Source organism: Mucilaginibacter sp. 320_HR, assembly GCF_059691875.1.
In genome coordinates, this window is sequence record NZ_JCAWAI010000008.1 from 51,503 (window position 1) to 72,196 (window position 20,694).

Below are 20,694 nucleotides of genomic sequence, written 5' to 3' on the forward strand. Positions count from 1 at the left end.
AAAGTAGGATTATTGAGGTTATTTCACAATATTTGCAGCAAAAAAAATTAAAAATATTTTTCATGAGTTTGTTAGTGATTGGTACTGTGGCGTTTGACGCAATTGAAACACCCTTTGGTAAGACCGATAAAATTGTTGGAGGGGCCGCAACTTACGCCGGATTGGCTGCTTCTTACTTTTACGACAAGGTGAAAATTGTTGCTGTAGTTGGCGACGACTTCCCGGCCGAGGAGATTGCCGACTTTAAAGCACACAATATAGATACTGAAGGTTTACAGGTAAAAAAAGGCGAAAAATCATTCTTTTGGAGTGGCAAGTACCACAACGACATGAACACTCGCGATACACTGGTAACCGACCTGAATGTACTGGCCGATTTTGACCCTATCATTCCGGAGAGCTATCAGGACTGCGAATTCCTAATGTTGGGCAACCTAACCCCACAGGTACAGCAAACAGTGATTAAACGCCTTAAAAACCGCCCCAAGCTGATCGTAATGGATACGATGAACTTCTGGATGGACATTGCCCTTGATGATTTGCTGGAAACCATTAAAATGGTGGATGTGCTCACCATAAACGATGCTGAAGCACGTCAGCTATCCGGCGAGTACTCTTTAGTTAAAGCAGCTAAGATTATTTTAGCAATGGGCCCTAAATACCTGATTATTAAAAAAGGTGAGCATGGCGCTTTGTTGTTTCATGAAGACCATATCTTTTCGGCACCTGCATTGCCTTTGGCTGAGGTATTTGATCCAACAGGCGCGGGTGATACTTTCGCAGGTGGCTTTATTGGCTATATGGCTAAGGTAGGTACCATTAACTTCAACAATATGAAGAATGCTATCATCTTTGGTTCGGCTTTGGCGTCTTTTTGTGTAGAGAAATTTGGTACCGAGAAAATTAAAAACCTTACAGATGAAGAAGTGGCGCAGCGCGTACAGCAATTTGTAAGCCTTTCATCATTCGAGATATAACCCCAACATAAGCTTAAAAGAAAGTGGCCGGAGTTAGTACTCCAGCCACTTTTTTACTGTTATACCTATTTGGTCGCCAGGTTTAAAACGGTTGTGCTCGCCGTTTACCACCCTGATCAAGACTCCGCTATTCTCCAGGATAAGGTCTTCGTAAAAACCTTTAAACAGTATTTGATCTACTGTCCACTTAGTTGCTTTTAATAAGCTGTCCAGCCTTATCCACTCGGGGTATATAACCACATTTTCGTGGTCCGTGCTTACGCCGCATAACGCAGCTTCGCTGGCAGTTAGTACGTTACAATTACTAAGCAACTCAGCGGTGTACAGATGCTTAGGGCTTTGGTACATCTCTTTAGGCGCGCCAGCCTCCACTATTTCTCCATTGCGGATAACTATCAGCTCATCAGCCATGGACAGCACTTCCGCAGGATCATGAGACACCATTACTACCGTTATCCCATTTTCCTTAACTATCTGCCTGATATCATGCTGCAGCCCTTCCCTAAAAGATGTATCAACCTGATTAAAAGGCTCATCCATAAAGAGCACCTGTGGCTTGGTTATAATTGCCCGAGCTATTGCTACACGTTGTTTCTCTCCGCCACTCAGGTCGGCAACGCGCTTGTAGGCCAGCTCCATCATATTGAGCTGCCCGAGCACTGCCGCAGTTTGTTCCTCTTTAAATTTAACGTTTGTACTGGGCAGCATTGCTGCAACGTTATCCCAAACACGCGCAAAAAGGTTCAGATCATCGGTATGCTGGGTTACCATCTTCATCTCGTCGTGGCCGGGTATCAGCTTTTCTTCAGGGCCCCAAATGCGCTCGTTCCTAAAAAGCACCTGCCCTTTGTCCGGCGACATCAAACCATACAACAATCGCAAAAGGGTGCTTTTACCACTGCCGCTTTCGCCGATAATGGCCGTGATCTTACCCGGAACAATATCCAGATTAATGTTCCGAACGCCGGAAGATACCGGTCCCGGATACGTTTTACTTACACCTACTGCCTGCAAAAAAGGTACATCTGCCATTGCGGCTAAGATAGTAATTTTGACTGCTTGGCTTACCAGCCAACACTCATGCCGAAAGAGAAGTTCCTAAGGCCATCCTGCGCCGGGCTGTCCCTAAAAATGTTGTTCACATAATATTTTCCAAATATGCCTATGGCACCGTAACCGACACGCAGGAACGGACCTCCACGGAATTTGGCAAAATGATAGTTACCGCTTAGCTTTTGGCTACCATTTTCTTTGCTTTCCTGCTTAAGACTGCTGCTTAATAGTACACCCAGATCGGCACCTGCAACAAAGTGAAACCTGCGGCCATCTGCATCATCGTGGGTGCGGAAATCAAATGCTATTGGCACACGGAGATAGGTTGCCGAAAGCCTGTTCTTGGTGTACACAACATCATCTTGCTGGTACGTTAATACAGGCTGATCACGCAGAATGGTTACACTCTCGCGCAGGCGCAAGTTAAACCAATCAAATCCGGCGGCAGTGTAGATCCTGAAACTGCTGCTAAACCTGTAGCCTAGCTGCACTACATCAAACCCAATGGCGCTGCTCCTCCAGGAACGGTAGCGTAAAAAGTTGTTTGTTGGCGATAGTTTAAAGCTGCCGTTTTCTACCAACGTAGCAAGACCAATGTCAAACCTTGTAAAGGTTAAGCCAAATGAAAAGCCCGGAGCTTTAGAAGCAGTATAGGTAGTATCGTCGTTCTTGTTTACAGATACACCGCCAACATCATTACCAAAGCCAAACTTTACCCGGAAGCCTTTAGGCTTTTTTGTGGTGTCGCTGCTTATTTTGGATGTATCAGCTTTGGATGTATCGCCCTGAGTTGTCTGAGCAAATACCGAATTTGCAGTAAAAAATATGATAAGGAGAAGTATAAATCGTTTCATGGTTATTTATTTGTAGCTATTGTTTCTTCTTTTTTAATTTTAAGGATGCCGAGGTTTACGCCCGTGATCATGGAGTCATCTTCGTCTTTCCCGCCAAACTCTATCAGTTTGTCTTTACGCTTGTCTACTTTGTTTACTACCACATTTATCAGGTCGCCAAAACTGCGGATACCTCTTTTGCGCGGTTTACCGGTATTTACAGGCTTAATATTAGCAACGGCTATCTGTTCAGCGGGCTCTTTGGCAACTATCGCCTGATCTGCAATAGCCGGCTTGATTATAGGATTTATATCTGCCTCTGGGGTAACCGCAGCTAACACCGTTGCCGGTTCTTTTACCGCCAACAACAGTTGCTTTTCTTCACCAATTTGCTCTTCTTTTGCCGGCTGACTAGATACTGTTTGTTGTTCAGTTACAACTGCTCTGCTCCTTAAGCTGTGTACCGGCTTAACAGTCTTTTTAACCGATGCAACATCCTCAGCTAAACTTTTAGTAGCAAGCGGCGTAATCGCTTTTGGCTGAGCTAAAGGTTTAACTTGCTTTTTCACTTTGACTATAGTGTGCTGACCAGCACTTTGCTTGTGCTGCTTAGGGATAAAAAGCAATCCGGCACCTATCAATACCAATATTGTGGCAGCTATACTGATGTAAGGCAATACAGAACGATTAGGCCGGTTGATGATAACCTCCGCAGCTATGTTATCCCAAAGCCCCTTGGAGGGCTCTACCTCCAGGTCCTTAAGGCCGGATTGGAACAGTTCGTCAAATTCTTTATCCTGCATTTTCATAGCTTTTTTTATCCATCTGTAAAACCTGCTCCTTCAATATTGCCCTTGCCCGTGAAAGCTGCGATTTTGAGGCACCCTCGGTTATGCCTATTATTTCCGCGATTTCTTTATGCGAGTACCCGTCAATAGCATAAAGGTTAAACACCATTCTGTAACCCGGTGCAAGGCCTTTAATCAGCAACAACAAATCCCTTGCTTCCAGGTTTGCCGCGGCAGCTGCATTTACTGTTGGTTCGTTTCCGGCTTCGTCAATATCAACAACCTGTATCATGCGGTGGTTCTTGCGGTAATGCTCTATAGATGTGTGCACCATTATCCGCCTCACCCAACCCTCAAAAGATCCTTGGCCACGATAGTCCTGTATTTTTTGAAATACCCTTATGAAGCCATTCTGCAGCATGTCTTCAGCCTCCATACGGTCGGTAGCGTAACGCAGGCAAACACCCATCATTTTTGATGCAAGCATTTTGTAAAGCATTTCATGCGCCTTACGGTGCCCCGCTTTACACCGCGTTACCAATTCGTCCATCGTGATTTTAGGTTCCAAAAACATCGTTTAAAGGTAAGATGGGCAAATGGCTAAATTGGTTGCATCACCATAAAATAATTTAATTAATTTTCGTTGCGTCTTTACTCGCTCCCAGCAACATCTTAGTTTATGAGAAAAGCTTACTACATAATTGCCTGCCTGCTGTGTGCATTCACAGCAGCTTTCGCCCAGGACAACTTTACAGTATTAAAGCCGGACCGTATTTTCGACGGGCAGCAAATTCACACAGGCTGGTGGGTACTGGTAAAAGGCAACCGGATAGAGGCAGCAGGCGCTGCTGCAACAATTAAAGTTCCCCCAACCGCTAAAGTGATAGAGCTAAAAGGCAGCACCCTAATGCCAGGTATGATAGAGGGACACTCGCACCTTTTCCTGCATCCTTATAATGAAACAAGCTGGGACGAGCAGGTGATGACAGAAAGCCGGGCAGAGCGTACCGCTCGTGCTGTACAACACGCCAATGCCACGCTGATGGCAGGGTTTACTACTGTCCGTGATTTGGGTACGGAGGGTGCTGGCTATGACGATGCTGGGCTTAAAACAGCCATAAACAAAGGGATTATACCCGGGCCGCGCATGTTAGTAGCAACCCGGGCTATTGTTGCCACCGGCAGTTACGGCCCTAAAAGTGACGTAGCTGAACTAAATCTGATAAAGGGGGCCGAAGAGGCCGATGGCAGCGAAGGACTCACAAGGGTTATACGCGCGCAAATAGGACACGGCGCTGATGTTATAAAACTTTATGCAGATTACCGGTGGGGAGTAAACAACACCGCAGCACCCACATTTACTGTAGATGAATTAAAGACAGCCGTGCAGGTTGCGCGCAGTACGGGTAGGCAGGTTGTTGTTCACTCAAGTACAGAAGAAGGTATGCGGCGGGCGATAGCAGCCGGGATAAGCACCATAGAGCATGGAGATGCGGGCACACCTGAGATATTTAAACTCATGAAAGAAAAAGGCATAGCGCTTTGCCCAACCCTTGCCGCCACAGAATCTATACAAACGTACAAAGGCTGGAAAAAAGGAACAGATGTTGAGCCAGGTGGAGTTAAGAACAAGCACCGCATGTTCACTGATGCGCTGAAGGCCGGTGTAACTATTTGCATGGGTGGCGATGTTGGCGTTTTCACGCATGGCAACAACGCTTTAGAGATGATACTTATGCAGGAATATGGTATGAAACCAATAGACGTGCTTCGTTCGGCAACCTCGGTAAATGCAGAGGTGTTCGGGTTGAAAGAAGCAGGCAACCTTAAGATTGGTTACTTAGCTGATATAGTTGCCGTTGCAGGTGACCCTACAATTGATGTTAAAGCCGTAAAACAGGTAACCTTTGTAATGAAGAATGGAATAATCTACAACAAAAAAGAATATTAAAAACAACCAGGTACCTTTTTACGTATATGGTTATATAAGTGAACCAAAGGAGACGCTAACAAGCTTGCTCCTAACCAATTATAATCATATTTCTTAATTTTAACTCAACAACCATGAGCAGGGTGTATTCGGTGCCATCAAATCATATGGCTAAAGTTGCAGGTATATCTTCGGCATTTATAATTATATCTGTAGCATTTCTTCAGCTGGAGTTTTACATACCTGCTGCAGTTATGGTTTGTATTTTGATAGGATATTTATACTCATCGTCGGAAGTAGCCTTTTTTGTTGGTATCGAAATAGATGAAAATGCTGAAACGGTTACTTTTATTAACAAAACTGCTTTGGGTAAACAAGTGGTAGAAGTTGTCCCTTTTGATAGCCTCAATTTTACTTACCGTAGAGTAACTGATTATACTGCTATTTGTATGCAGCACATTAGCGAAGAGGATGTGCTTATAATTAATTCTGAAGATAAAACGCTGGCATGTTTAACGCCCGGTGAAGACGGTTGGACCAACGAACTTGTTGCATCAATTGCCAGCGAGATGATGAACTGCCACGTAAAAAGAATAGCTGGCGTAAGTACCGAAACAAGGTGGGCCGATAATTAACATCTACTTCTTTTCTCTTAAATACTTGTAAATCTTTACTGCTGACATTAGTATAAGGCTGAAAAAGATAATCCCTATAACACCAAATATCCAGTTTACTGCATTTTTTAAAACTACTAAAAACACAACTGCGAACAGGATTATTGTGGCCAGTTCATTCCAAAAACGGAGTTGGACTGAAGTCCACTTAAATACACCTTTAGCCATTTGCTTCATTTTACTTTGGCACATGAAGTGATATACAACCAGCCCTAATACAAAAAGCAGTTTTACATGTAGCCAGGGCGCTTCTAACCACGCGGGAACAAGATAAAGCATGGTTGCACCCGCTGCAATCACCAAATACATAGATGGTGTAGCTATTATCCACCAAAGCTTTTTTTCCATCACCTCAAATTGCTCTGAGAGAATAGTCCTTGCGGGCTCCGGCTTGGCTTGCGCTTCAGTATGGTAAATAAAAAGGCGTACCATGTAGAACAGCCCTGCCATCCAGCAGACCACAAAGATAATGTGTATGGCTAAAATATATTGGTACATAATAACCCCCCAACCCCCTAAAGGGGGAGTTTTAACATTATTAGATTCGTCCTATTTACCTCCCATGCAGGAATAGGTGATTACTTATATTCTTTTATAACGTCAATCGCGTACTTTACGTTATCAAATGGGATATCAGGCATAATGCCGTGACCTAGATTAAATATAAAGCCATTCTCACCCTTCATACGGTCGAACAGGCGATAGATGCGCTCCTTAATAACCTTTTTGTCAGCATATAGTATATGCGGGTCCAGGTTACCCTGAACAGCGGTGCCTTGTGGTAAGCGACGCTTCATGTCTAACAAATCCACATTCCAGTCGATAGATATCACATCCGGCCTTGCTTTCGCCATTAAAGGCGCAAATACCGAACTGCCTTTACAGAACGATATAACCGGAATATCTTTCCTGTTCAATTTGCTAATGATCTGTGCGATGTAATTGTGAGAGAACTCTGTATAATCATCCCATGATAAAGCCTGCGCCCAGCTGTCAAATATCTGCACGGCGTTTACACCTGCGGCTATCTGCATGTTAAGGTAATCAGCTGTAACGTCAGCAATCTTCGACAGCAGCTGATGCGCCATTGCAGGCTCGTTGTGCAGCATCAGCTTAGTTAGCTTAAAATCTTTTGACGATCCGCCCTCTACCAGGTAGCTCATTACAGTAAACGGTGCACCTGCAAAACCTATCAGCGGTATACTGCCATTTAAGCGTTGCTGAATAACCTTTATAGCATCCGCAACATATTGCAGCTTATCGCCTACGTTTGTTTGCAGGGCGCCTATATCTTTTTGAGTACGTACCGGATTGGCAAACTTCGGCCCAACACCCTGAGTAAAGCTCAAGTCGCCGCCCATAGCTTCACCCGTAACCAGTATATCTGAAAACAATATAGCGGCATCAATACCCAGCAGATCTACCGGCAGCATTGTAACGTCGGCAGCTATTTCCGGAGTTTTGCACATTTCCAGGAAGGAGTGCTTGTTCTTTATTTCCCAATACTGAGGCATAAAGCGGCCTGCCTGGCGCATCATCCATACAGGTGGTCGTTCAGTTGCTTCTGAAAATGCGGCTTTTATAATTAATGAATCTCTCATATGTGTTGAGAATCAGGAATCAAGATAGCCGTTTAATTATTGTCTTGATTCTTATTCTTGATTCCTGATTCTATCTATTAGTGTTTTTTCAGTTCCTGCTCAACGCGATGCATTACATCTTTCATTTTCGCAGTTATATTTTCCTTATGTTTTTCTGCCAGTTGTAAATAGGCCTTAGCCTTGTCGTAATTACCATTACGAATACTTATGTTGGCTACATGCATCAGCGCTGCCACGTGGTCGTTAGCGGTACGTAAAGGGTATTGGGCGGCTATTTCGTAATGTTTCTCTGCGGCCTCGTAGTCCTTTTTCGCAAGGCAAACGCCACCGTAAATAAACTCGTAAAAACCGCGCCTGCTTTTGCTTAACCACTCAGGGTGTTTTACCTCCTTTAACAACCGCTCGGCACCCTGGTAATCTTTATTGTGAAAATGCTTAGCTGCCAGTACAATAGGCCCTTGTTTAAAGTAGCCCCAAACCAGTAAAGCAATAAACATTATAGATATACCAGCCAACTGGTAAACGCGCATGTAAACGGTAACGGCAAGTAATACCACAAACAAGCCGATAACTATAATACGCGCGCTTTTAGTAAACATTAATTAGTGCTGGTCTGTAAACTTGTAACCTACGCCGCGGATAGAATGAAAATACACCGGGTTTTTAGGATCAGGTTCAAAATACTTACGGAAAGTAAGTATGAAGTTATCTATAGTACGGGTAGAAGGGTACACATCGTAATTCCAAACGGTCTCCAAGATCTGCTCACGTGACACCGCCTCATTACGGCGCTCTATAAGCAACTTCAGCAACATAGTTTCCTTCTTGGTAAGTGGGGTGATGCTGCCGTCCTCGTTTATAAGCTCGAAAGAATTGAAGTGGATGGTTTTGTCGCCAATCTTGTAGCTGTTGAATTCTTTCAGATCGTCGCCTTTTAAGCTGCGCTTAACCAGGTTGTTCACACGAAGGATCAGCTCTTCCAGGTTGAAAGGCTTGGTAAGGTAATCGTCGGCACCTTTTTTCAATCCGGAAATTTTGTCTTCGTTAGTATTCTTGGCGGTAAGGAACATTATAGGTACTTCTGAGTTCTCCAGGCGGATGGTCTCGGCAACTACAAAGCCGTCAATTTCCGGCATCATTACGTCCAGTATCACCAGGTTAAAGCGTTCTTCTTTAAATATCTGCAGCGCTTTTTTACCGTTGGTGGCGGTAGATACCTTGTAGCCTTCCAGCTCAAGGTTTAGTTTAATAGCCTCCAACAAGTGTTCTTCGTCTTCGGCTAACAGGATTCTTTTTTTGTTAGGCATCATAATTAATCTGAGTTATGCAAAAACAACTTCAAAAACGCTGCCGGCGGGGCGGTTGTCTTTCACCCTTATGCTGGCCTGGTGCTTATCCAGCACCTCCTTAACTATATAAAGGCCCAATCCGGTACCTTTTGTGTTTCGCGTATCCTCACTGCCCACGCGGTAAAACTTGTCGAAAATACGTGTTTTTTCGTTATCGGCTATTCCAATACCATGATCGGCAACCTGCAGGTAAACCCGGCCTTCTTTACTAAAAAGCTTTACATCTACGCTTTGGCATGGTTTGGAATACTTAATAGCATTCTCCACCAAATTGGTAACTACTGATGTAAGCGCGAATTTATCTCCGGTGATCTCAATTTTAGGCTCTATCTCTGCATTGATAATCTGTTGATTACAATCACATTTAGTTATCTGCAGGCGATTAGCAATATTGTCGACCAGCATAGAAAGATCAAATTTTGCCTTAGGAAAAGTATAGGATTGGTTATCAATCTTAGAAGCCAGTAACATGTTTTCCACCATGTCATCTAAACGCTCTACATCAAGTAAGGACTTATCTATAAAGTCGAGTATCTGCGCACGGTTAAGTTCGCGTTTCTGGATAGTTTGCAGGAGTATTTTAATAGAAGCAAGCGGCGACTTTAGCTCATGAGTGACAGAAAGCAGGAAGTTCTTTTTTTGCTCCTGTAATTTCTGTTCCTTGCTTATAGAGCGGTGCAGGTGAAATGCACCAAACAAAAACACCAGCACAAACATAGACCCCTCGCCCATGATCATGGCGAAGCGACGAGGCTGCAAGCTTACCAGCATATAACCCCACCACATCAGTTCTGCAACTGCGTAAATAATGATAGCATAAAATATTACCAGCGATTTTCTCATTTTTTTCAGTTTGCGGCGGGCGATGTGCAGTGGGCAGTTATTGCAAACTGCTCACTGTAAACTGCCAACTAATTGCTAAATACTATCTCCAAGCTATCAAATATAGCTGTTTTTGTTCTTTCCAGATCATCTTGTGTGTGAGCGGAAGATATAAACCCTACCTCGTACCCGGACGGACCAAAGTATACGCCCCTGTTAATCAGCTCGCGGTGCATTGCCTTAAATTTAAGCATACTTTCCGGATCTATCTGATCGGCACGGGTGATGCTCACCTGGTTTGTAAAAGCAAACCAGAATATTGACCCTATGGTAAATACCTTTAATTCGTACCCTTTTTCGGCCACGTGTGACCTGATATCTGATACAAAATCTGCAGTTTTCGCATTTAATTTATCGTAAAATCCGGGCTGAAGTAATTCGCTTAGTTGTGCAATACCTGCAGCCATAGCCACCGGATTTCCGGACAATGTACCAGCTTGGTAAACCGATCCAACCGGTGATATGTGATCCATTATTTCTGCCGATGCGCCATAAGCACCAACCGGCAAACCGCCACCAATGATCTTACCGTAGGTGATAATATCCGGCTTAATATCGTAGTAACCGGCCGCACCCTCAAAGCCCACCCGGAAGCCGGATATCACTTCGTCAAATATCAACAGCGTGTTATTTAGTGTGCAGAGTTCGCGCAGATAGTTAAGGTAATCTTTAGTTTGCAGCAGCAACCCGTTGTTGGCAGGTACCGGCTCAATAATAACCGCGGCTATCTGCCCGTTAAATTCTTCAAATGCCTTTTGCAGCGCTTCTTCGTCGTTCAGGGCTATTACAATGGTCTCATCAGCAAAAGCCTTTGGAACACCGGCAGAAGAGGTCTCACCAAAAGTTACCAGGCCCGATCCGGCCTTTACCAGCAAGCTATCTGTATGACCATGGTAACAGCCCTCAAACTTCAGTATCTTGTCTCTTTTGGTATATCCGCGGGCTAACCTGATGGCCGACATAACCGCCTCTGTACCCGAACTTACAAAACGCAGTTTTTCTATAAAGCGGTTGTTGCTTAAGATCAGCTCTGCAAGTTCGTTCTCCAAAGCGGTAGGTGCACCAAAAGACATTCCTTTTTGCATCACACGCATCACATTCTCGCGAACAGCTGCATGGTTATGGCCAAGGATAAGTGGCCCCCATGAACAGCAAAAATCAATAAACTCGTTGCCATCGGCATCCCATATATGGCTGCCATCGCCTTTGTCAATAAACAAAGGTGTGCCGTACACGGACCTGAATGCCCTTACCGGTGAGTTTACACCACCAGGAAAATAGGTCTTCGCTTTTTCGTATAACTCTGCAGACTTGGTTCTGCTTATATCGTTTACTTGCATTTTCTACCCCTCTAAATCTCCCCTGAAGAGGGAGACTTCAATTAAAATTATAACACAGCCGTTTCAAAGCCCTCCCTTTCAGGGAGGTTGGGTGGGGCTTACAGCCACTTATTCTCCAGTACTTCTTTGGCGTGGTACGTTAGTATAGCTGTTGCACCTGCCCTACGGATACTTAATAGCACCTCTGTAATGGCACGCTGATCATTAAGCCAGCCTTTTTGTATGGCTGCCTTTATCATAGCATACTCACCGCTAACGTTGTAAGCAGCTATTGGCAGCTCTGTATCATCCTTCAATAACTTAATTACGTCAAGGTACGGCAGCGCAGGTTTAACCATCAGGAAGTCGGCGCCTTCAGCTTCATCAAGTCTTGCTTCTATTAAAGCTTCACGTTGATTGGCCGGGTTCATCTGGTAAGTTTTTTTATCACCGAACTTAGGAGCAGAGTTTAACGCATCCCTAAACGGACCGTAAAACGCACTGGCATATTTTGCTGAATAAGACATGATAGATACACCTGTGAAGCCATTATCATCCAACACCTGGCGAATGTAGCCCACCCGTCCGTCCATCATATCGCTGGGCGCTATGATATCAGCACCGCTGCGTGCGTGCGCTAAAGCCATCTTACCTAAAACCTCCAGCGTTTCGTCATTCAGTATTTGGCCATTATCTACAATGCCGTCATGGCCATCGCTGCTGTACGGGTCCATAGCTACGTCGGTTATCACACAGCTTTCAGGAAACTCCTTTTTCACCGTGCGGATAGCACGCAAGTACAGGCTTTCATCGCGGTAGCTTTCTGTCGCATACCGGTCCTTCAACTCTTCGCTGATGTTAGGGAACAGGTCGAATGACTTCAGCCCTAATTTCATGCAGCTTTCTACCTCGCGCAGTAGGTTATCTATAGAGTAGCGGTAAATGCCGGGCATAGATGCCACTTCGGTCTTTTGGTTCTCGCCGTCTATAATAAAAAGCGGAAAGATGAGATTAGCCGCACTTACATGCGTTTCCTGCACCATTTGGCGGATAACCTCTGACTTACGATTTCTTCTTGGTCGTTGTAACATATACCCCCCATCCCCCTAAAGGGGGAGTTTAATTCTTGATAAGCCCCACTACTCCCCTTCAGGGAGTTGCGCGGCTTTATATTCCAAACACTGCTTCTGCAAGCCCAACTTCGTCGGGAGAGAATGGCAGTATGTACTTAACACCCATCTCGTCGAACTTCCTGCCGGTAGATCGCCCTATCACGATCACTTTTTGACCTGGTTCCAGCAGGTTGTCGGCAAAGTAGGCCTCCACATTGCTTGGGCTGGTAAATACCAGCACATCGGCACCCGTTGGCTCTACGTTCTCTTCCAGCATCGTTTCGTAAACCGGCAGATCAATAACTTTCGTTTCAGAAGAAAGCCCCTGTTGTATGCTCCTCATTGGGTTGTCAGCGCCCGGGAACAATACTACCGACCCGTTGGCAATGGCTGCAAAATCTGCAGCAACATCAGCGGTATTGGTGCTTTCGCCAACAAAGTCGGCAAAATGGCCGTTGCGGCGCAGCATATCTTCAGAGCCTGTACCCATAACCCCAAACTTCATCTTTTTGGGGAATACCGGGTTCAGCTTAAAAAAGTATTCTACAGCATTCTTACTGGTAAAGAAGATCCAGTCAATGTTCTTTAGTATATAGCTGTCAAAACGGTTAATCACCGGTACAGTACGTATCAACGAGCGTGCTTCTATCTCTATTTTGTGTTTCTCCAGTGCGCGGCGGAAATAACTCCCCGCCGATATGTCTCTTGAAATAAATACTTTACCAGGAAACTTGCGGTCTTTAGCAAACTTGGCTACTATCTTTTCCGGCAAACCGTCTAGCGTGTTTGCTTCCAGAAACAGCCTGTCCGGGAAATCTTCACCGTCCTCGCCCCTGCTTACAAACACCTGGTAGTTGTCCTCGTCCTTACGGCAATAAACGCCTAACGGCAAATGGCAGCCGCCACCGAACAACTTTAGTACATTACGCTCTACAGCAAGTTCTAAGGCAACATCGGGATGGTTAAGGTCCTGCAATGCTTCGTAAAGGATATGGTCTTTCTCCCTTATCTGTATAGCCAGCACACCTTGTGCCGGGGCGGGAATAAACTCGGTTGCACCAAGTTCCTCCACATGAAATTCGCTCAGGTCAATTCCCAAACGGTTTACGCCAGCTTTGGCCAGCATAATGGCATCGTATTTTTCGTCACGCAGTTTGCCTATGCGTGTAGGTACGTTTCCACGCAGCTCATCTACTTCAAGGTCGGGCCTGAAGGATAACAGCTGTGCCTTGCGGCGGTTAGATGATGTACCTACCAGCCCGCCAAACTTAACGGATAGCTTCTGGCGTACATCTACACAGTCCTTCAAGATCAACAACAGTTCAGCCGGGTCTTCCCGTTCTGAAACTGCTGCGATAATGAGTCCCGGAGGGTTTTCTGTTGGCAGGTCCTTGTGCGAATGCACGGCAATATCTATAGTGCCTGCCAATAATTCTTCTTCAAGTTCTTTGGTAAAAAAACCTTTACCTTCCAGCTTATCAAAGCTGAGGTTCAGGATACGGTCGCCCTGTGTTTTAATGATCTTAAGATCAGCAGCAATGTGCAGTGCTTCAAGTTGGTCTTTTACAAAATTGGCCTGCCATAAAGCAAGTTCGCTGCCGCGTGTTCCGATGATTATCTTTCTGTCCAAAGGGGTTTTGTTTTTCCTGCAAATTTAAATTTTTATAGTAAGCTCAAGGAATGGAATTGAATGAATTGCAGGAAAATGACTTGGAGTTGTCAACTAGTCAAAACGACAGTATAAATGACATGGGTTTAAGCTTGTAAACTCATTAAGAAAAACACAAAAAGAAGACGGGTTCTTAGTTGTTGTTGATCAATATATCCTTTGCCATAATCATAGGCACGCTGATATATTTTTTCTCCATGTAGTTGATTACCTTTTCGAGGATCTCGCGCGATTCTTTATCCAGGCTTTGCACTTCATCGGCAAACACAGTATTCACTGCATTATTGCGGATCTCTTTGATCTTCTCAGGCACCTGGCGCATAGCAAGCTCTATCTTGCGTTGTTTAAGCATCACTAAAAACTCGTTGATGTTCTGCTCGATAATAGCTTCCGCGCTGGATAGCTCATGATAGCGTTCCTGCAGGTTCTTTTTAGCCACTTCGTTAAGCGAGTGTACTTCTATAAAGTTCACATCAAACTGCTGAAGCACCTCGGGTGCAGTATCGTTAGGAATAGCCAGGTCAACAATGGTCTTTTTACCGGCTTCGCCGTTAAGTAACGACGTATAAATCTCCGGTGTTATAATAGGCTCAACAGCTGATGTACAGGTAATAATGGCATCAAACCCTTTTTTATAGTTCTTCAACTCTTCCAGCTCAAAGGCCTCTCCGCCCAGGTCGTTAGCTAACTGCTGAGCCTTACTAAGCGTACGGTTGAATACAGAAAAATTGCTGAACTTATGCTTTTGCAGGTATTTTGAAATATTGCGGTTGGTTTCGCCTGCGCCGATAATAAGGATACGGGCGTTAGAGCAAAGTTTAAGGTCCTTAAGTTTGCGGTATGCTAATGATACTACCGAGATCGGGTTTTTAGAGATGTTGGTATGTGTGTAAACTTCTTTGGCTGTTTTTACAACACACTCCATTATCAACCTAAGCTTATCGCCTGTAAGGCCTGCTTCCCTGCCGCTTTCATAAGCTTTACGCAACTGGGCTAAAATTTCTTTTTCGCCAACAATTAAACTTTCCAGCGAGCAAGAGGTACGCAAAAGGTGCTCCATGGCCGCGTGCCCTTCATAAATAGAAGCTGCATTGGTAAAGTTACCCATTGAGTGGTGGCACAATCCCATTTGCATGGCGTCCAAAAATTCATGGGCAAATTCTTTGTCAACCTTTTGCGGTGTGGTCATCACAAATTCCACACGGTTACACGTAGCGAGATAGAACATCTCGTTGATGCCGAAACGTTGTTTAACGTCATGCAGCTTATCAGTAAGGTTTTCCTGGCAAATCACCAACTTCCCCAATTCCTTCAGCTCAATTTGTTTATGCGTAAAAGCTATTACCTTTAAATACTTCAAAGCAGTATAAATTTCGACCCAACAAAAATACTATACCTCTAATGATGCAATGTCAAGGCTTTGTCAAACAGAGGTATTTAGAATGGTTATAAATTAAGATGTTTTCATAAAAACATCCATCTTAATCTAAGATTATTCCGTTTTTAACAATAAATGTTCGCAAAAATGAAAATATTTAAAAAAATCAGTGTAGTGATTTTGGTCATTTTTTACTTTATTGCCGGACTTAACCACTTTCGCAGCCCGGAATCATACATTCGCATCATACCGGCGTACTTACCATATCCGGCTGTTCTTAATATTGCTGCCGGCATTGCCGAAATTGTTTTTGCGTTATTAGCAATACGCCCCCAAAGCCGTAAGGTTGCCTGTTACGGTATAATACTTATGCTACTGGCCTTTCTGCCGGTGCACATCCAAATGGTTAAAGATGCGCCGCTGCAATTAGGCAGCTTAACAGTAACCCCAACAATAGCCTGGATAAGGCTGGTGTTATTACAACCCTTGCTTATACTGTGGGCGTGGTGGCATAGCCTGCCGGATAAACCCGCAACCCAATCTGCTAGCCGCTAACTTAAAGCTTATTACAAACAAATGTAAGCCGATGCCGTTACCCACTCATGGACGTGCAAAGTATAGAACTGCGTAACCTGGACGTGCAGGATTACCAGGAGCTCAAAAAGTCAATGAAGTCGGCTTACCTCGATATGGATGAGGATTACTGGGATGCCGGTTCGATTAAAAAACTGATAAAACTTTTTCCTGAAGGGCAAATATGTGTAACGGTAAACGATGTGGTGGTTGGCTGCGCGCTGGCTATTATAGTTGACTATCACAAATTTGGCGACAACCATACTTACAAGCAAATTACCGGCGACAGCACCTTTAAAACACACACCGATAAAGGTGATGTGTTATACGGGATAGACATTTTTGTACACCCAAAATACCGCGGGCTACGCCTGGCAAGGCGCTTGTACGAGGCACGTAAAGCACTTTGCGAAAAACTGAACCTCAAGAGCATAATTGCAGGCGGGCGTATACCCAACTATCAAAAGTTCCAGAACGACCTTACCCCGCGGCAGTATATAGACAAGGTAAAGTATAAAGAGATATACGACCCTACCCTGTCCTTCCAGTTAGCCAATGATTTTCACGTACGTAAAATACTGCGTAACTACCTGCCGGAGGATAGCCGCTCTAAAGGCTTTGCTACCCTTATAGAGTGGAACAACGTTTATTATGAAGAAGTTAGTTCTGTCATCAACAATAAAACTGTTGTACGTATTGGCTTGGTGCAGTGGCAAATGCGGTCTTTTAATAACATAAGCGAACTGCTAAAACATGCCGAGTACTTTGTTGATGCAGTGAGCGATTACCAGTCGGACTTCCTGCTATTCCCCGAGTTGTTTAATACCCCGCTGATGGCAGAGTATAACCACCTCGACGCGGCAAAGGCTATGCGAGAGCTGGCACAGTTTACTCAACCTATCATAGAAGCATTCTCTAAACTGGCGGTGTCATACAATGTTAATATTATTGCCGGCAGCATGCCCGAAATTGAGGAAGATTCGCTTTACAACGTGTCGTACCTGTTCCGCCGCAACGGCAGCATGGAAAAAACCACCAAGATACACCCTACCCCTTCGGAGATCAGTTCATGGGGTATGCGCGGCGGCGACGAGGTAATAGCTTTTGATACCGACGCAGGAAAAATTGGCATACTCATCTGCTATGATGTGGAGTTCCCGGAGCTTTCCCGCATTTTGGCCAGTCAGGATATGCAGATACTGTTTGTACCTTTCCTTACCGATACGCAAAACGGCTTTAACCGCGTGAAGTTCTGCGCACAGGCCAGGGCTGTAGAGAACGAATGTTACGTAGCCATTGCAGGATGTGTAGGTAACCTGCCTAACGTAAACAATATGGGCATCAGCTATGCACAGTCAGCGGTTTACACGCCGTCAGACTTTGGTTTCCCAACCAACGGCATACAGTCCGAAGCTACTCCAAACACGGAGATGATTGTGATAGCCGACGTAGACCTTTCTGTATTGGATGCCCTGCATGAATATGGCAGCGTACAAAACCTAAAGGACCGCCGGACGGATATATATGGTATTATGTTCAACGGTAAAAAGATATAAGAAGTAATCAGAACAACACAATGATCATCCAGGAGCAATACACCATCCCCGGTGCAAACGGCCGCGGTATTACCGCCGACATTACGTATGACGATATAAACCCTGCTGCACCGCTGGTGATATTTGCACACGGCATACGCGGTTTTAAAGACTGGGGCGCTCATAACCTGGTGGCCCGTTATTTTGCTGAACATGGTTTTAGGTTCCTGAAGTTCAACTTTTCACATAACGGAACCACTGCTGATAACCTCACCGAGTTTGCCGACCTGATAGCTTTTGGCGACAACACCTTTTCAATTGAACTGGAGGACCTGAAAAACGTAATAGATTTTGCCTGCAGCGGTGCGGCTATTCCCCGCGCCAATGGCGTTTACCTTATTGGCCATAGCATGGGCGGCGCAATAAGCATCATTAAAGCAGCGGAAGACGACCGCGTAATAAAGCTGGTGACCGAGGCTGCCATATCCAGCTTTTATAACCTTTGGCCTAAACAGGCTGAAGAGCAATGGAAGCTACAGGGCGTAATGTACATGCGCAACGCACGTACCGGGCAAGACATGCCTTATCGCGTCACCTTACTTGAAGATGTAGAGAAGAATATGGCACGCCTTGATGTGCAGCGCAAAGCTTCGCAAATTATTCAGCCCTGGCTTATTGTACATGGCGACCAGGATGCCAGTGTGCCGCTAACCCAGGCAGATGAGCTGAGTAACGCACAACCCGCAGCCGGATACGTTGTAATAGAAGGCGCAGACCATGTGTTTAATGCCAAGCATCCATGGCTTGAAAAAACCTTGCCGCCGCCATTATTAAAGTTTTGTGACGTAGCTATCGAGTTTTTTGCTATTTAATAAAATTATATTGCGACTTGCTCGTCTACACCTTACAAGCGAAACATCAACCATGAGCATACCCGGATCACGTAAAGAAGGAAATAAGTTTGTTAATACCATCCCGACGGATGCAGCAGGACTGGGTAAAATGGTTCCGATTTTAAAGGAATACATTAATAATTCGGCGGAGAACACCCCTAAAAAGACACTCGGCCCTTTTCGCACCAACCCTGCTGTTTATGAAACAGCACCCGCCAGCGGCCTGCGGGTAACTTGGATAGGCCATTCCAGCCTGATCATAGAGATAGACGGCATACGTATACTTACCGACCCTGTCTGGAGCAACAGGGTATCGTTCACACAATATTTCGGCCCGAAACGTTTTTTCCAGCCACCCCTTGCATTAACAGAGCTCCCGAAAATTGATGTAATTATATCCTCTCACGATCATTATGATCATCTTGATAAAGAAACCATTAAGTTTCTTGCAGGTAAGCAGATACCTTTCATCTGTTCTTTAGGTGTGGGCAAGTACCTGGAGAGCTGGGGCACACCCAAGAACTATATTCACGAGGTAGACTGGGGAGATAGTATAATGATTGGCGATTGCCGTATTACAGCAGCACCTGCAAGGCATTTTTCCGGCCGTGGCGCTTTCAACCGGGATGAAACGTTGTGGTCGTCATTTGTAATTAAAGGGCCTGAACACAACATTTATTTCGGTGCCGATTCTGGTTATTCGCCGCAATTTAAGGAGATAGGTGATACTTATGGCCCGTTTGACCTTACCATGCTGGAGATAGGCGCTTATGGCAAATACTGGCCAGACATACATATGGGTCCGGACAATGCCTCAAACGCGCATATCGATCTTAAGGGCAAAATAATGATGCCCATCCACTGGGGTACATTCAATCTTGCTCCGCATGCATGGTATGAGCCCGCCGAGCGGATAGAAAAATACGCCATTGAGAAAAACATAAACCTTTTCTTACCTCAGCCAGGGCAACCTACAGAGGCCGGTCAGCCGGTAAATACAGGCTGGTGGAAGCATTTTATGCAGTAAAAAAGCAACGATAAAACAACTTCATTCACTATATTTATAATTGAATTGTGTGGTCTTGAACTACAAGAGAAATCATACAATTTGTATAAACCTGCCGCTGAAATGAAGAAGAATTTACGTTATCTGCCAATATTGGCTTTGCTTACTTTATGCGTTAAATTTGTGAATGCACAAACCGTAATACCGCTCTGGCCCAAAGGAGCCCCCGGTTTCGAGAACCGCCGTAACGAGCCCGAGGTTGCAAAAGACTACTACGTACGTAACATACATAATCCATCAATTACCGTGTTTGCACCACCTGCCGGTAAGGCTAACGGTGCCGCAGTGGTGGTTTGCCCCGGTGGCGGGCACCGTTTGCTGGTGTATAATTCAGAAGGTGTCGCCCCGGCGAAGTTTTACAATAACCTTGGTGTAACGGTTTTTGTATTAAAATACCGTCTGGGACGAGACACCCTTTCACCTTATAAAGTGGACGTACATCCTAAACAGGACGTTTTCAGGGCTATGCGGCTGGTACGCAGCATGGCAGACAAATACGCTATAGACACGAACAGGATTGGTTTGATGGGCTTTTCGGCAGGTGGAGAGGTGGTGGACATGATTGCTTTTGAGAATGGCAAAGGCGACCCCAAAGCCACCGACCCGATTGACCGCCTGGACGCCAAACCAAACTTTATTGTACAGGTGTATCCGGGCCCTTCCTTTGTACCTGAACATATTGGTGCTGATGCGCCTCCGGCATTCCTGGTAGCTGCTAACGACGATGCCTGCTGCTCGCTTCCGTTAATACAATTGCTGCAACGGTACCGCGAAGCTAAAGTGCCGGTAGAACTGCATATGTATGCCCAGGGCGATCACGCCTTTAACATGGGTACCAACAGAAAGCTGGTATCTATAAACCACTGGCCCGAACGGTTAGCCGACTGGCTTGAAGACACTCACATCCTGAAACCCGAGCGTAAAAAGGTATTGCACTAAGCAGTTTGATCAGGCGGGCAGCACTGTATCATGAGCTTAAAATTGCCTGACTTGTCCTGGAATGAGTTTACACGGTAAAAGGAGTAAACGATGAAAAGAAGTAAGGAGCAAAAGATCATTGAT

At 45.0% G+C, this 20,694-nt stretch carries 21 protein-coding genes; 8 read left to right on the forward strand and 13 right to left on the reverse strand.

What is annotated here, in order from left to right:
• Nucleotides 1-62: 62 nt before the first annotated feature.
• Nucleotides 63-977 carry a PfkB family carbohydrate kinase gene (locus AC59GT_RS20490; RefSeq protein ID WP_497239394.1) on the forward strand — a complete coding sequence of 305 codons (915 nt, stop codon included), beginning with the start codon at nt 63-65 and terminating at the stop codon, nt 975-977.
• Nucleotides 978-1,010: 33 nt separating this feature from the next.
• On the opposite strand, the gene AC59GT_RS20495 is transcribed toward AC59GT_RS20490, so the two are convergent.
• Genes AC59GT_RS20495 through AC59GT_RS20510 form a run of 4 tightly spaced genes read right to left on the reverse strand, consistent with a single transcriptional unit; the run spans nt 1,011 to nt 4,201 of the window.
• Nucleotides 1,011-2,009, reverse strand: a complete 999-nt coding sequence (locus AC59GT_RS20495) for an ABC transporter ATP-binding protein (RefSeq protein WP_497239395.1) — start codon at nt 2,007-2,009, stop codon at nt 1,011-1,013.
• Nucleotides 2,010-2,041: 32 nt separating this feature from the next.
• The gene (locus AC59GT_RS20500) at nt 2,042-2,884 is read right to left on the reverse strand and encodes an outer membrane beta-barrel protein (protein WP_497239396.1); all 843 of its coding nucleotides are present in this window, start codon (nt 2,882-2,884) and stop codon (nt 2,042-2,044) included.
• 2 nt (nt 2,885-2,886) lie between these two features.
• Entirely contained in the window at nt 2,887-3,666 is a 780-nt protein-coding gene (locus tag AC59GT_RS20505; protein ID WP_497239397.1) for a hypothetical protein, read from the reverse strand.
• A complete protein-coding gene (locus AC59GT_RS20510) occupies nt 3,656-4,201 on the reverse strand; it encodes an RNA polymerase sigma factor (protein ID WP_497239398.1) in 546 nt (181 codons plus the stop codon). The genes AC59GT_RS20505 and AC59GT_RS20510 overlap by 11 nt, the downstream gene beginning before the upstream one ends.
• 129 nt (nt 4,202-4,330) lie before the next feature.
• On the opposite strand from AC59GT_RS20510, the gene AC59GT_RS20515 reads away from it, so the two are divergent.
• Together AC59GT_RS20515 and AC59GT_RS20520 are read left to right on the forward strand one after the other, a co-directional pair.
• On the forward strand, nt 4,331-5,602 hold the full coding sequence (locus AC59GT_RS20515; protein ID WP_497239399.1) for a metal-dependent hydrolase family protein: 1,272 nt from the start codon (nt 4,331-4,333) through the stop codon (nt 5,600-5,602).
• Nucleotides 5,603-5,715: 113 nt separating this feature from the next.
• Nucleotides 5,716-6,216 carry a hypothetical protein gene (locus tag AC59GT_RS20520; RefSeq protein WP_497239400.1) on the forward strand — a complete coding sequence of 167 codons (501 nt, stop codon included), beginning with the start codon at nt 5,716-5,718 and terminating at the stop codon, nt 6,214-6,216.
• Nucleotides 6,217-6,219: 3 nt separating this feature from the next.
• On the opposite strand, the gene AC59GT_RS20525 is transcribed toward AC59GT_RS20520, so the two are convergent.
• From AC59GT_RS20525 to hemA, 9 genes are all read right to left on the reverse strand, one after another.
• Nucleotides 6,220-6,753, reverse strand: a complete 534-nt coding sequence (locus tag AC59GT_RS20525) for a CopD family protein (protein ID WP_497239401.1) — start codon at nt 6,751-6,753, stop codon at nt 6,220-6,222.
• Nucleotides 6,754-6,833: 80 nt separating this feature from the next.
• Nucleotides 6,834-7,856 (reverse strand): uroporphyrinogen decarboxylase, encoded by a 1,023-nt coding sequence (gene hemE, locus AC59GT_RS20530; protein WP_497239402.1) that lies wholly within the window; start codon nt 7,854-7,856, stop codon nt 6,834-6,836.
• Nucleotides 7,857-7,933: 77 nt separating this feature from the next.
• Nucleotides 7,934-8,455, reverse strand: a complete 522-nt coding sequence (locus AC59GT_RS20535) for a tetratricopeptide repeat protein (protein WP_497239403.1) — start codon at nt 8,453-8,455, stop codon at nt 7,934-7,936.
• A 3-nt stretch (nt 8,456-8,458) separates the two neighbouring features.
• Nucleotides 8,459-9,163: a response regulator transcription factor gene (locus tag AC59GT_RS20540; RefSeq protein WP_117384021.1), complete on the reverse strand. Its 705-nt coding sequence runs from the start codon at nt 9,161-9,163 to the stop codon at nt 8,459-8,461.
• Nucleotides 9,164-9,178: 15 nt separating this feature from the next.
• Nucleotides 9,179-10,048 (reverse strand): sensor histidine kinase, encoded by an 870-nt coding sequence (locus AC59GT_RS20545; RefSeq protein WP_497239404.1) that lies wholly within the window; start codon nt 10,046-10,048, stop codon nt 9,179-9,181.
• A gap of 68 nt (nt 10,049-10,116) precedes the next feature.
• Nucleotides 10,117-11,427: a glutamate-1-semialdehyde 2,1-aminomutase gene (hemL, locus tag AC59GT_RS20550; RefSeq protein ID WP_497239405.1), complete on the reverse strand. Its 1,311-nt coding sequence runs from the start codon at nt 11,425-11,427 to the stop codon at nt 10,117-10,119.
• Between the two features lie 98 nt (nt 11,428-11,525).
• Nucleotides 11,526-12,497 (reverse strand): porphobilinogen synthase, encoded by a 972-nt coding sequence (hemB, locus tag AC59GT_RS20555; RefSeq protein WP_497239406.1) that lies wholly within the window; start codon nt 12,495-12,497, stop codon nt 11,526-11,528.
• 76 nt (nt 12,498-12,573) lie between these two features.
• Nucleotides 12,574-14,148, reverse strand: a complete 1,575-nt coding sequence (hemC, locus tag AC59GT_RS20560; RefSeq protein WP_497239407.1) for a hydroxymethylbilane synthase — start codon at nt 14,146-14,148, stop codon at nt 12,574-12,576.
• Nucleotides 14,149-14,320: 172 nt separating this feature from the next.
• The gene (gene hemA / locus AC59GT_RS20565; protein ID WP_497239408.1) at nt 14,321-15,547 is read right to left on the reverse strand and encodes a glutamyl-tRNA reductase; all 1,227 of its coding nucleotides are present in this window, start codon (nt 15,545-15,547) and stop codon (nt 14,321-14,323) included.
• Between the two features lie 165 nt (nt 15,548-15,712).
• On the opposite strand from hemA, the gene AC59GT_RS20570 reads away from it, so the two are divergent.
• The 5 genes from AC59GT_RS20570 to AC59GT_RS20590 all read left to right on the forward strand — a co-directional run bounded on the left by AC59GT_RS20570 (nt 15,713) and on the right by AC59GT_RS20590 (nt 20,571).
• Nucleotides 15,713-16,120, forward strand: coding sequence for a DoxX family protein (locus tag AC59GT_RS20570; protein WP_497239409.1), 408 nt, complete (start codon nt 15,713-15,715; stop codon nt 16,118-16,120).
• A 47-nt stretch (nt 16,121-16,167) separates the two neighbouring features.
• Nucleotides 16,168-17,694: a GNAT family N-acetyltransferase gene (locus AC59GT_RS20575; protein WP_497239410.1), complete on the forward strand. Its 1,527-nt coding sequence runs from the start codon at nt 16,168-16,170 to the stop codon at nt 17,692-17,694.
• A 20-nt stretch (nt 17,695-17,714) separates the two neighbouring features.
• A complete protein-coding gene (locus AC59GT_RS20580) occupies nt 17,715-18,545 on the forward strand; it encodes an alpha/beta hydrolase family protein (protein ID WP_497239411.1) in 831 nt (276 codons plus the stop codon).
• 52 nt (nt 18,546-18,597) lie between these two features.
• Complete coding sequence (locus AC59GT_RS20585; protein ID WP_497239412.1) at nt 18,598-19,593, forward strand: MBL fold metallo-hydrolase; 996 nt, start codon at nt 18,598-18,600, stop codon at nt 19,591-19,593.
• A 102-nt stretch (nt 19,594-19,695) separates the two neighbouring features.
• Nucleotides 19,696-20,571, forward strand: a complete 876-nt coding sequence (locus tag AC59GT_RS20590; RefSeq protein ID WP_497239413.1) for an alpha/beta hydrolase — start codon at nt 19,696-19,698, stop codon at nt 20,569-20,571.
• Nucleotides 20,572-20,694: the final 123 nt, after the last annotated feature.

Coding starts and splice junctions, on each gene's coding strand:
- AC59GT_RS20490 (WP_497239394.1), top strand. CDS start 63: ATGAGTTTGTTAGTGATTGGTACTGTGGCGTTTGACGCAATTGAAACA.
- AC59GT_RS20500 (WP_497239396.1), bottom strand. CDS start 2,884: ATGAAACGATTTATACTTCTCCTTATCATATTTTTTACTGCAAATTCG.
- AC59GT_RS20520 (WP_497239400.1), top strand. CDS start 5,716: ATGAGCAGGGTGTATTCGGTGCCATCAAATCATATGGCTAAAGTTGCA.
- hemE (WP_497239402.1), bottom strand. CDS start 7,856: ATGAGAGATTCATTAATTATAAAAGCCGCATTTTCAGAAGCAACTGAA.
- AC59GT_RS20545 (WP_497239404.1), bottom strand. CDS start 10,048: ATGAGAAAATCGCTGGTAATATTTTATGCTATCATTATTTACGCAGTT.
- AC59GT_RS20580 (WP_497239411.1), top strand. CDS start 17,715: ATGATCATCCAGGAGCAATACACCATCCCCGGTGCAAACGGCCGCGGT.
- hemL (WP_497239405.1), bottom strand. CDS start 11,427: ATGCAAGTAAACGATATAAGCAGAACCAAGTCTGCAGAGTTATACGAA.
- AC59GT_RS20525 (WP_497239401.1), bottom strand. CDS start 6,753: ATGTACCAATATATTTTAGCCATACACATTATCTTTGTGGTCTGCTGG.
- AC59GT_RS20585 (WP_497239412.1), top strand. CDS start 18,598: ATGAGCATACCCGGATCACGTAAAGAAGGAAATAAGTTTGTTAATACC.
- AC59GT_RS20540 (WP_117384021.1), bottom strand. CDS start 9,163: ATGCCTAACAAAAAAAGAATCCTGTTAGCCGAAGACGAAGAACACTTG.
- AC59GT_RS20590 (WP_497239413.1), top strand. CDS start 19,696: ATGAAGAAGAATTTACGTTATCTGCCAATATTGGCTTTGCTTACTTTA.
- AC59GT_RS20495 (WP_497239395.1), bottom strand. CDS start 2,009: ATGGCAGATGTACCTTTTTTGCAGGCAGTAGGTGTAAGTAAAACGTAT.
- AC59GT_RS20570 (WP_497239409.1), top strand. CDS start 15,713: ATGAAAATATTTAAAAAAATCAGTGTAGTGATTTTGGTCATTTTTTAC.
- AC59GT_RS20505 (WP_497239397.1), bottom strand. CDS start 3,666: ATGCAGGATAAAGAATTTGACGAACTGTTCCAATCCGGCCTTAAGGAC.
- AC59GT_RS20535 (WP_497239403.1), bottom strand. CDS start 8,455: ATGTTTACTAAAAGCGCGCGTATTATAGTTATCGGCTTGTTTGTGGTA.
- AC59GT_RS20510 (WP_497239398.1), bottom strand. CDS start 4,201: ATGGACGAATTGGTAACGCGGTGTAAAGCGGGGCACCGTAAGGCGCAT.
- AC59GT_RS20575 (WP_497239410.1), top strand. CDS start 16,168: ATGGACGTGCAAAGTATAGAACTGCGTAACCTGGACGTGCAGGATTAC.
- hemB (WP_497239406.1), bottom strand. CDS start 12,497: ATGTTACAACGACCAAGAAGAAATCGTAAGTCAGAGGTTATCCGCCAA.
- AC59GT_RS20515 (WP_497239399.1), top strand. CDS start 4,331: ATGAGAAAAGCTTACTACATAATTGCCTGCCTGCTGTGTGCATTCACA.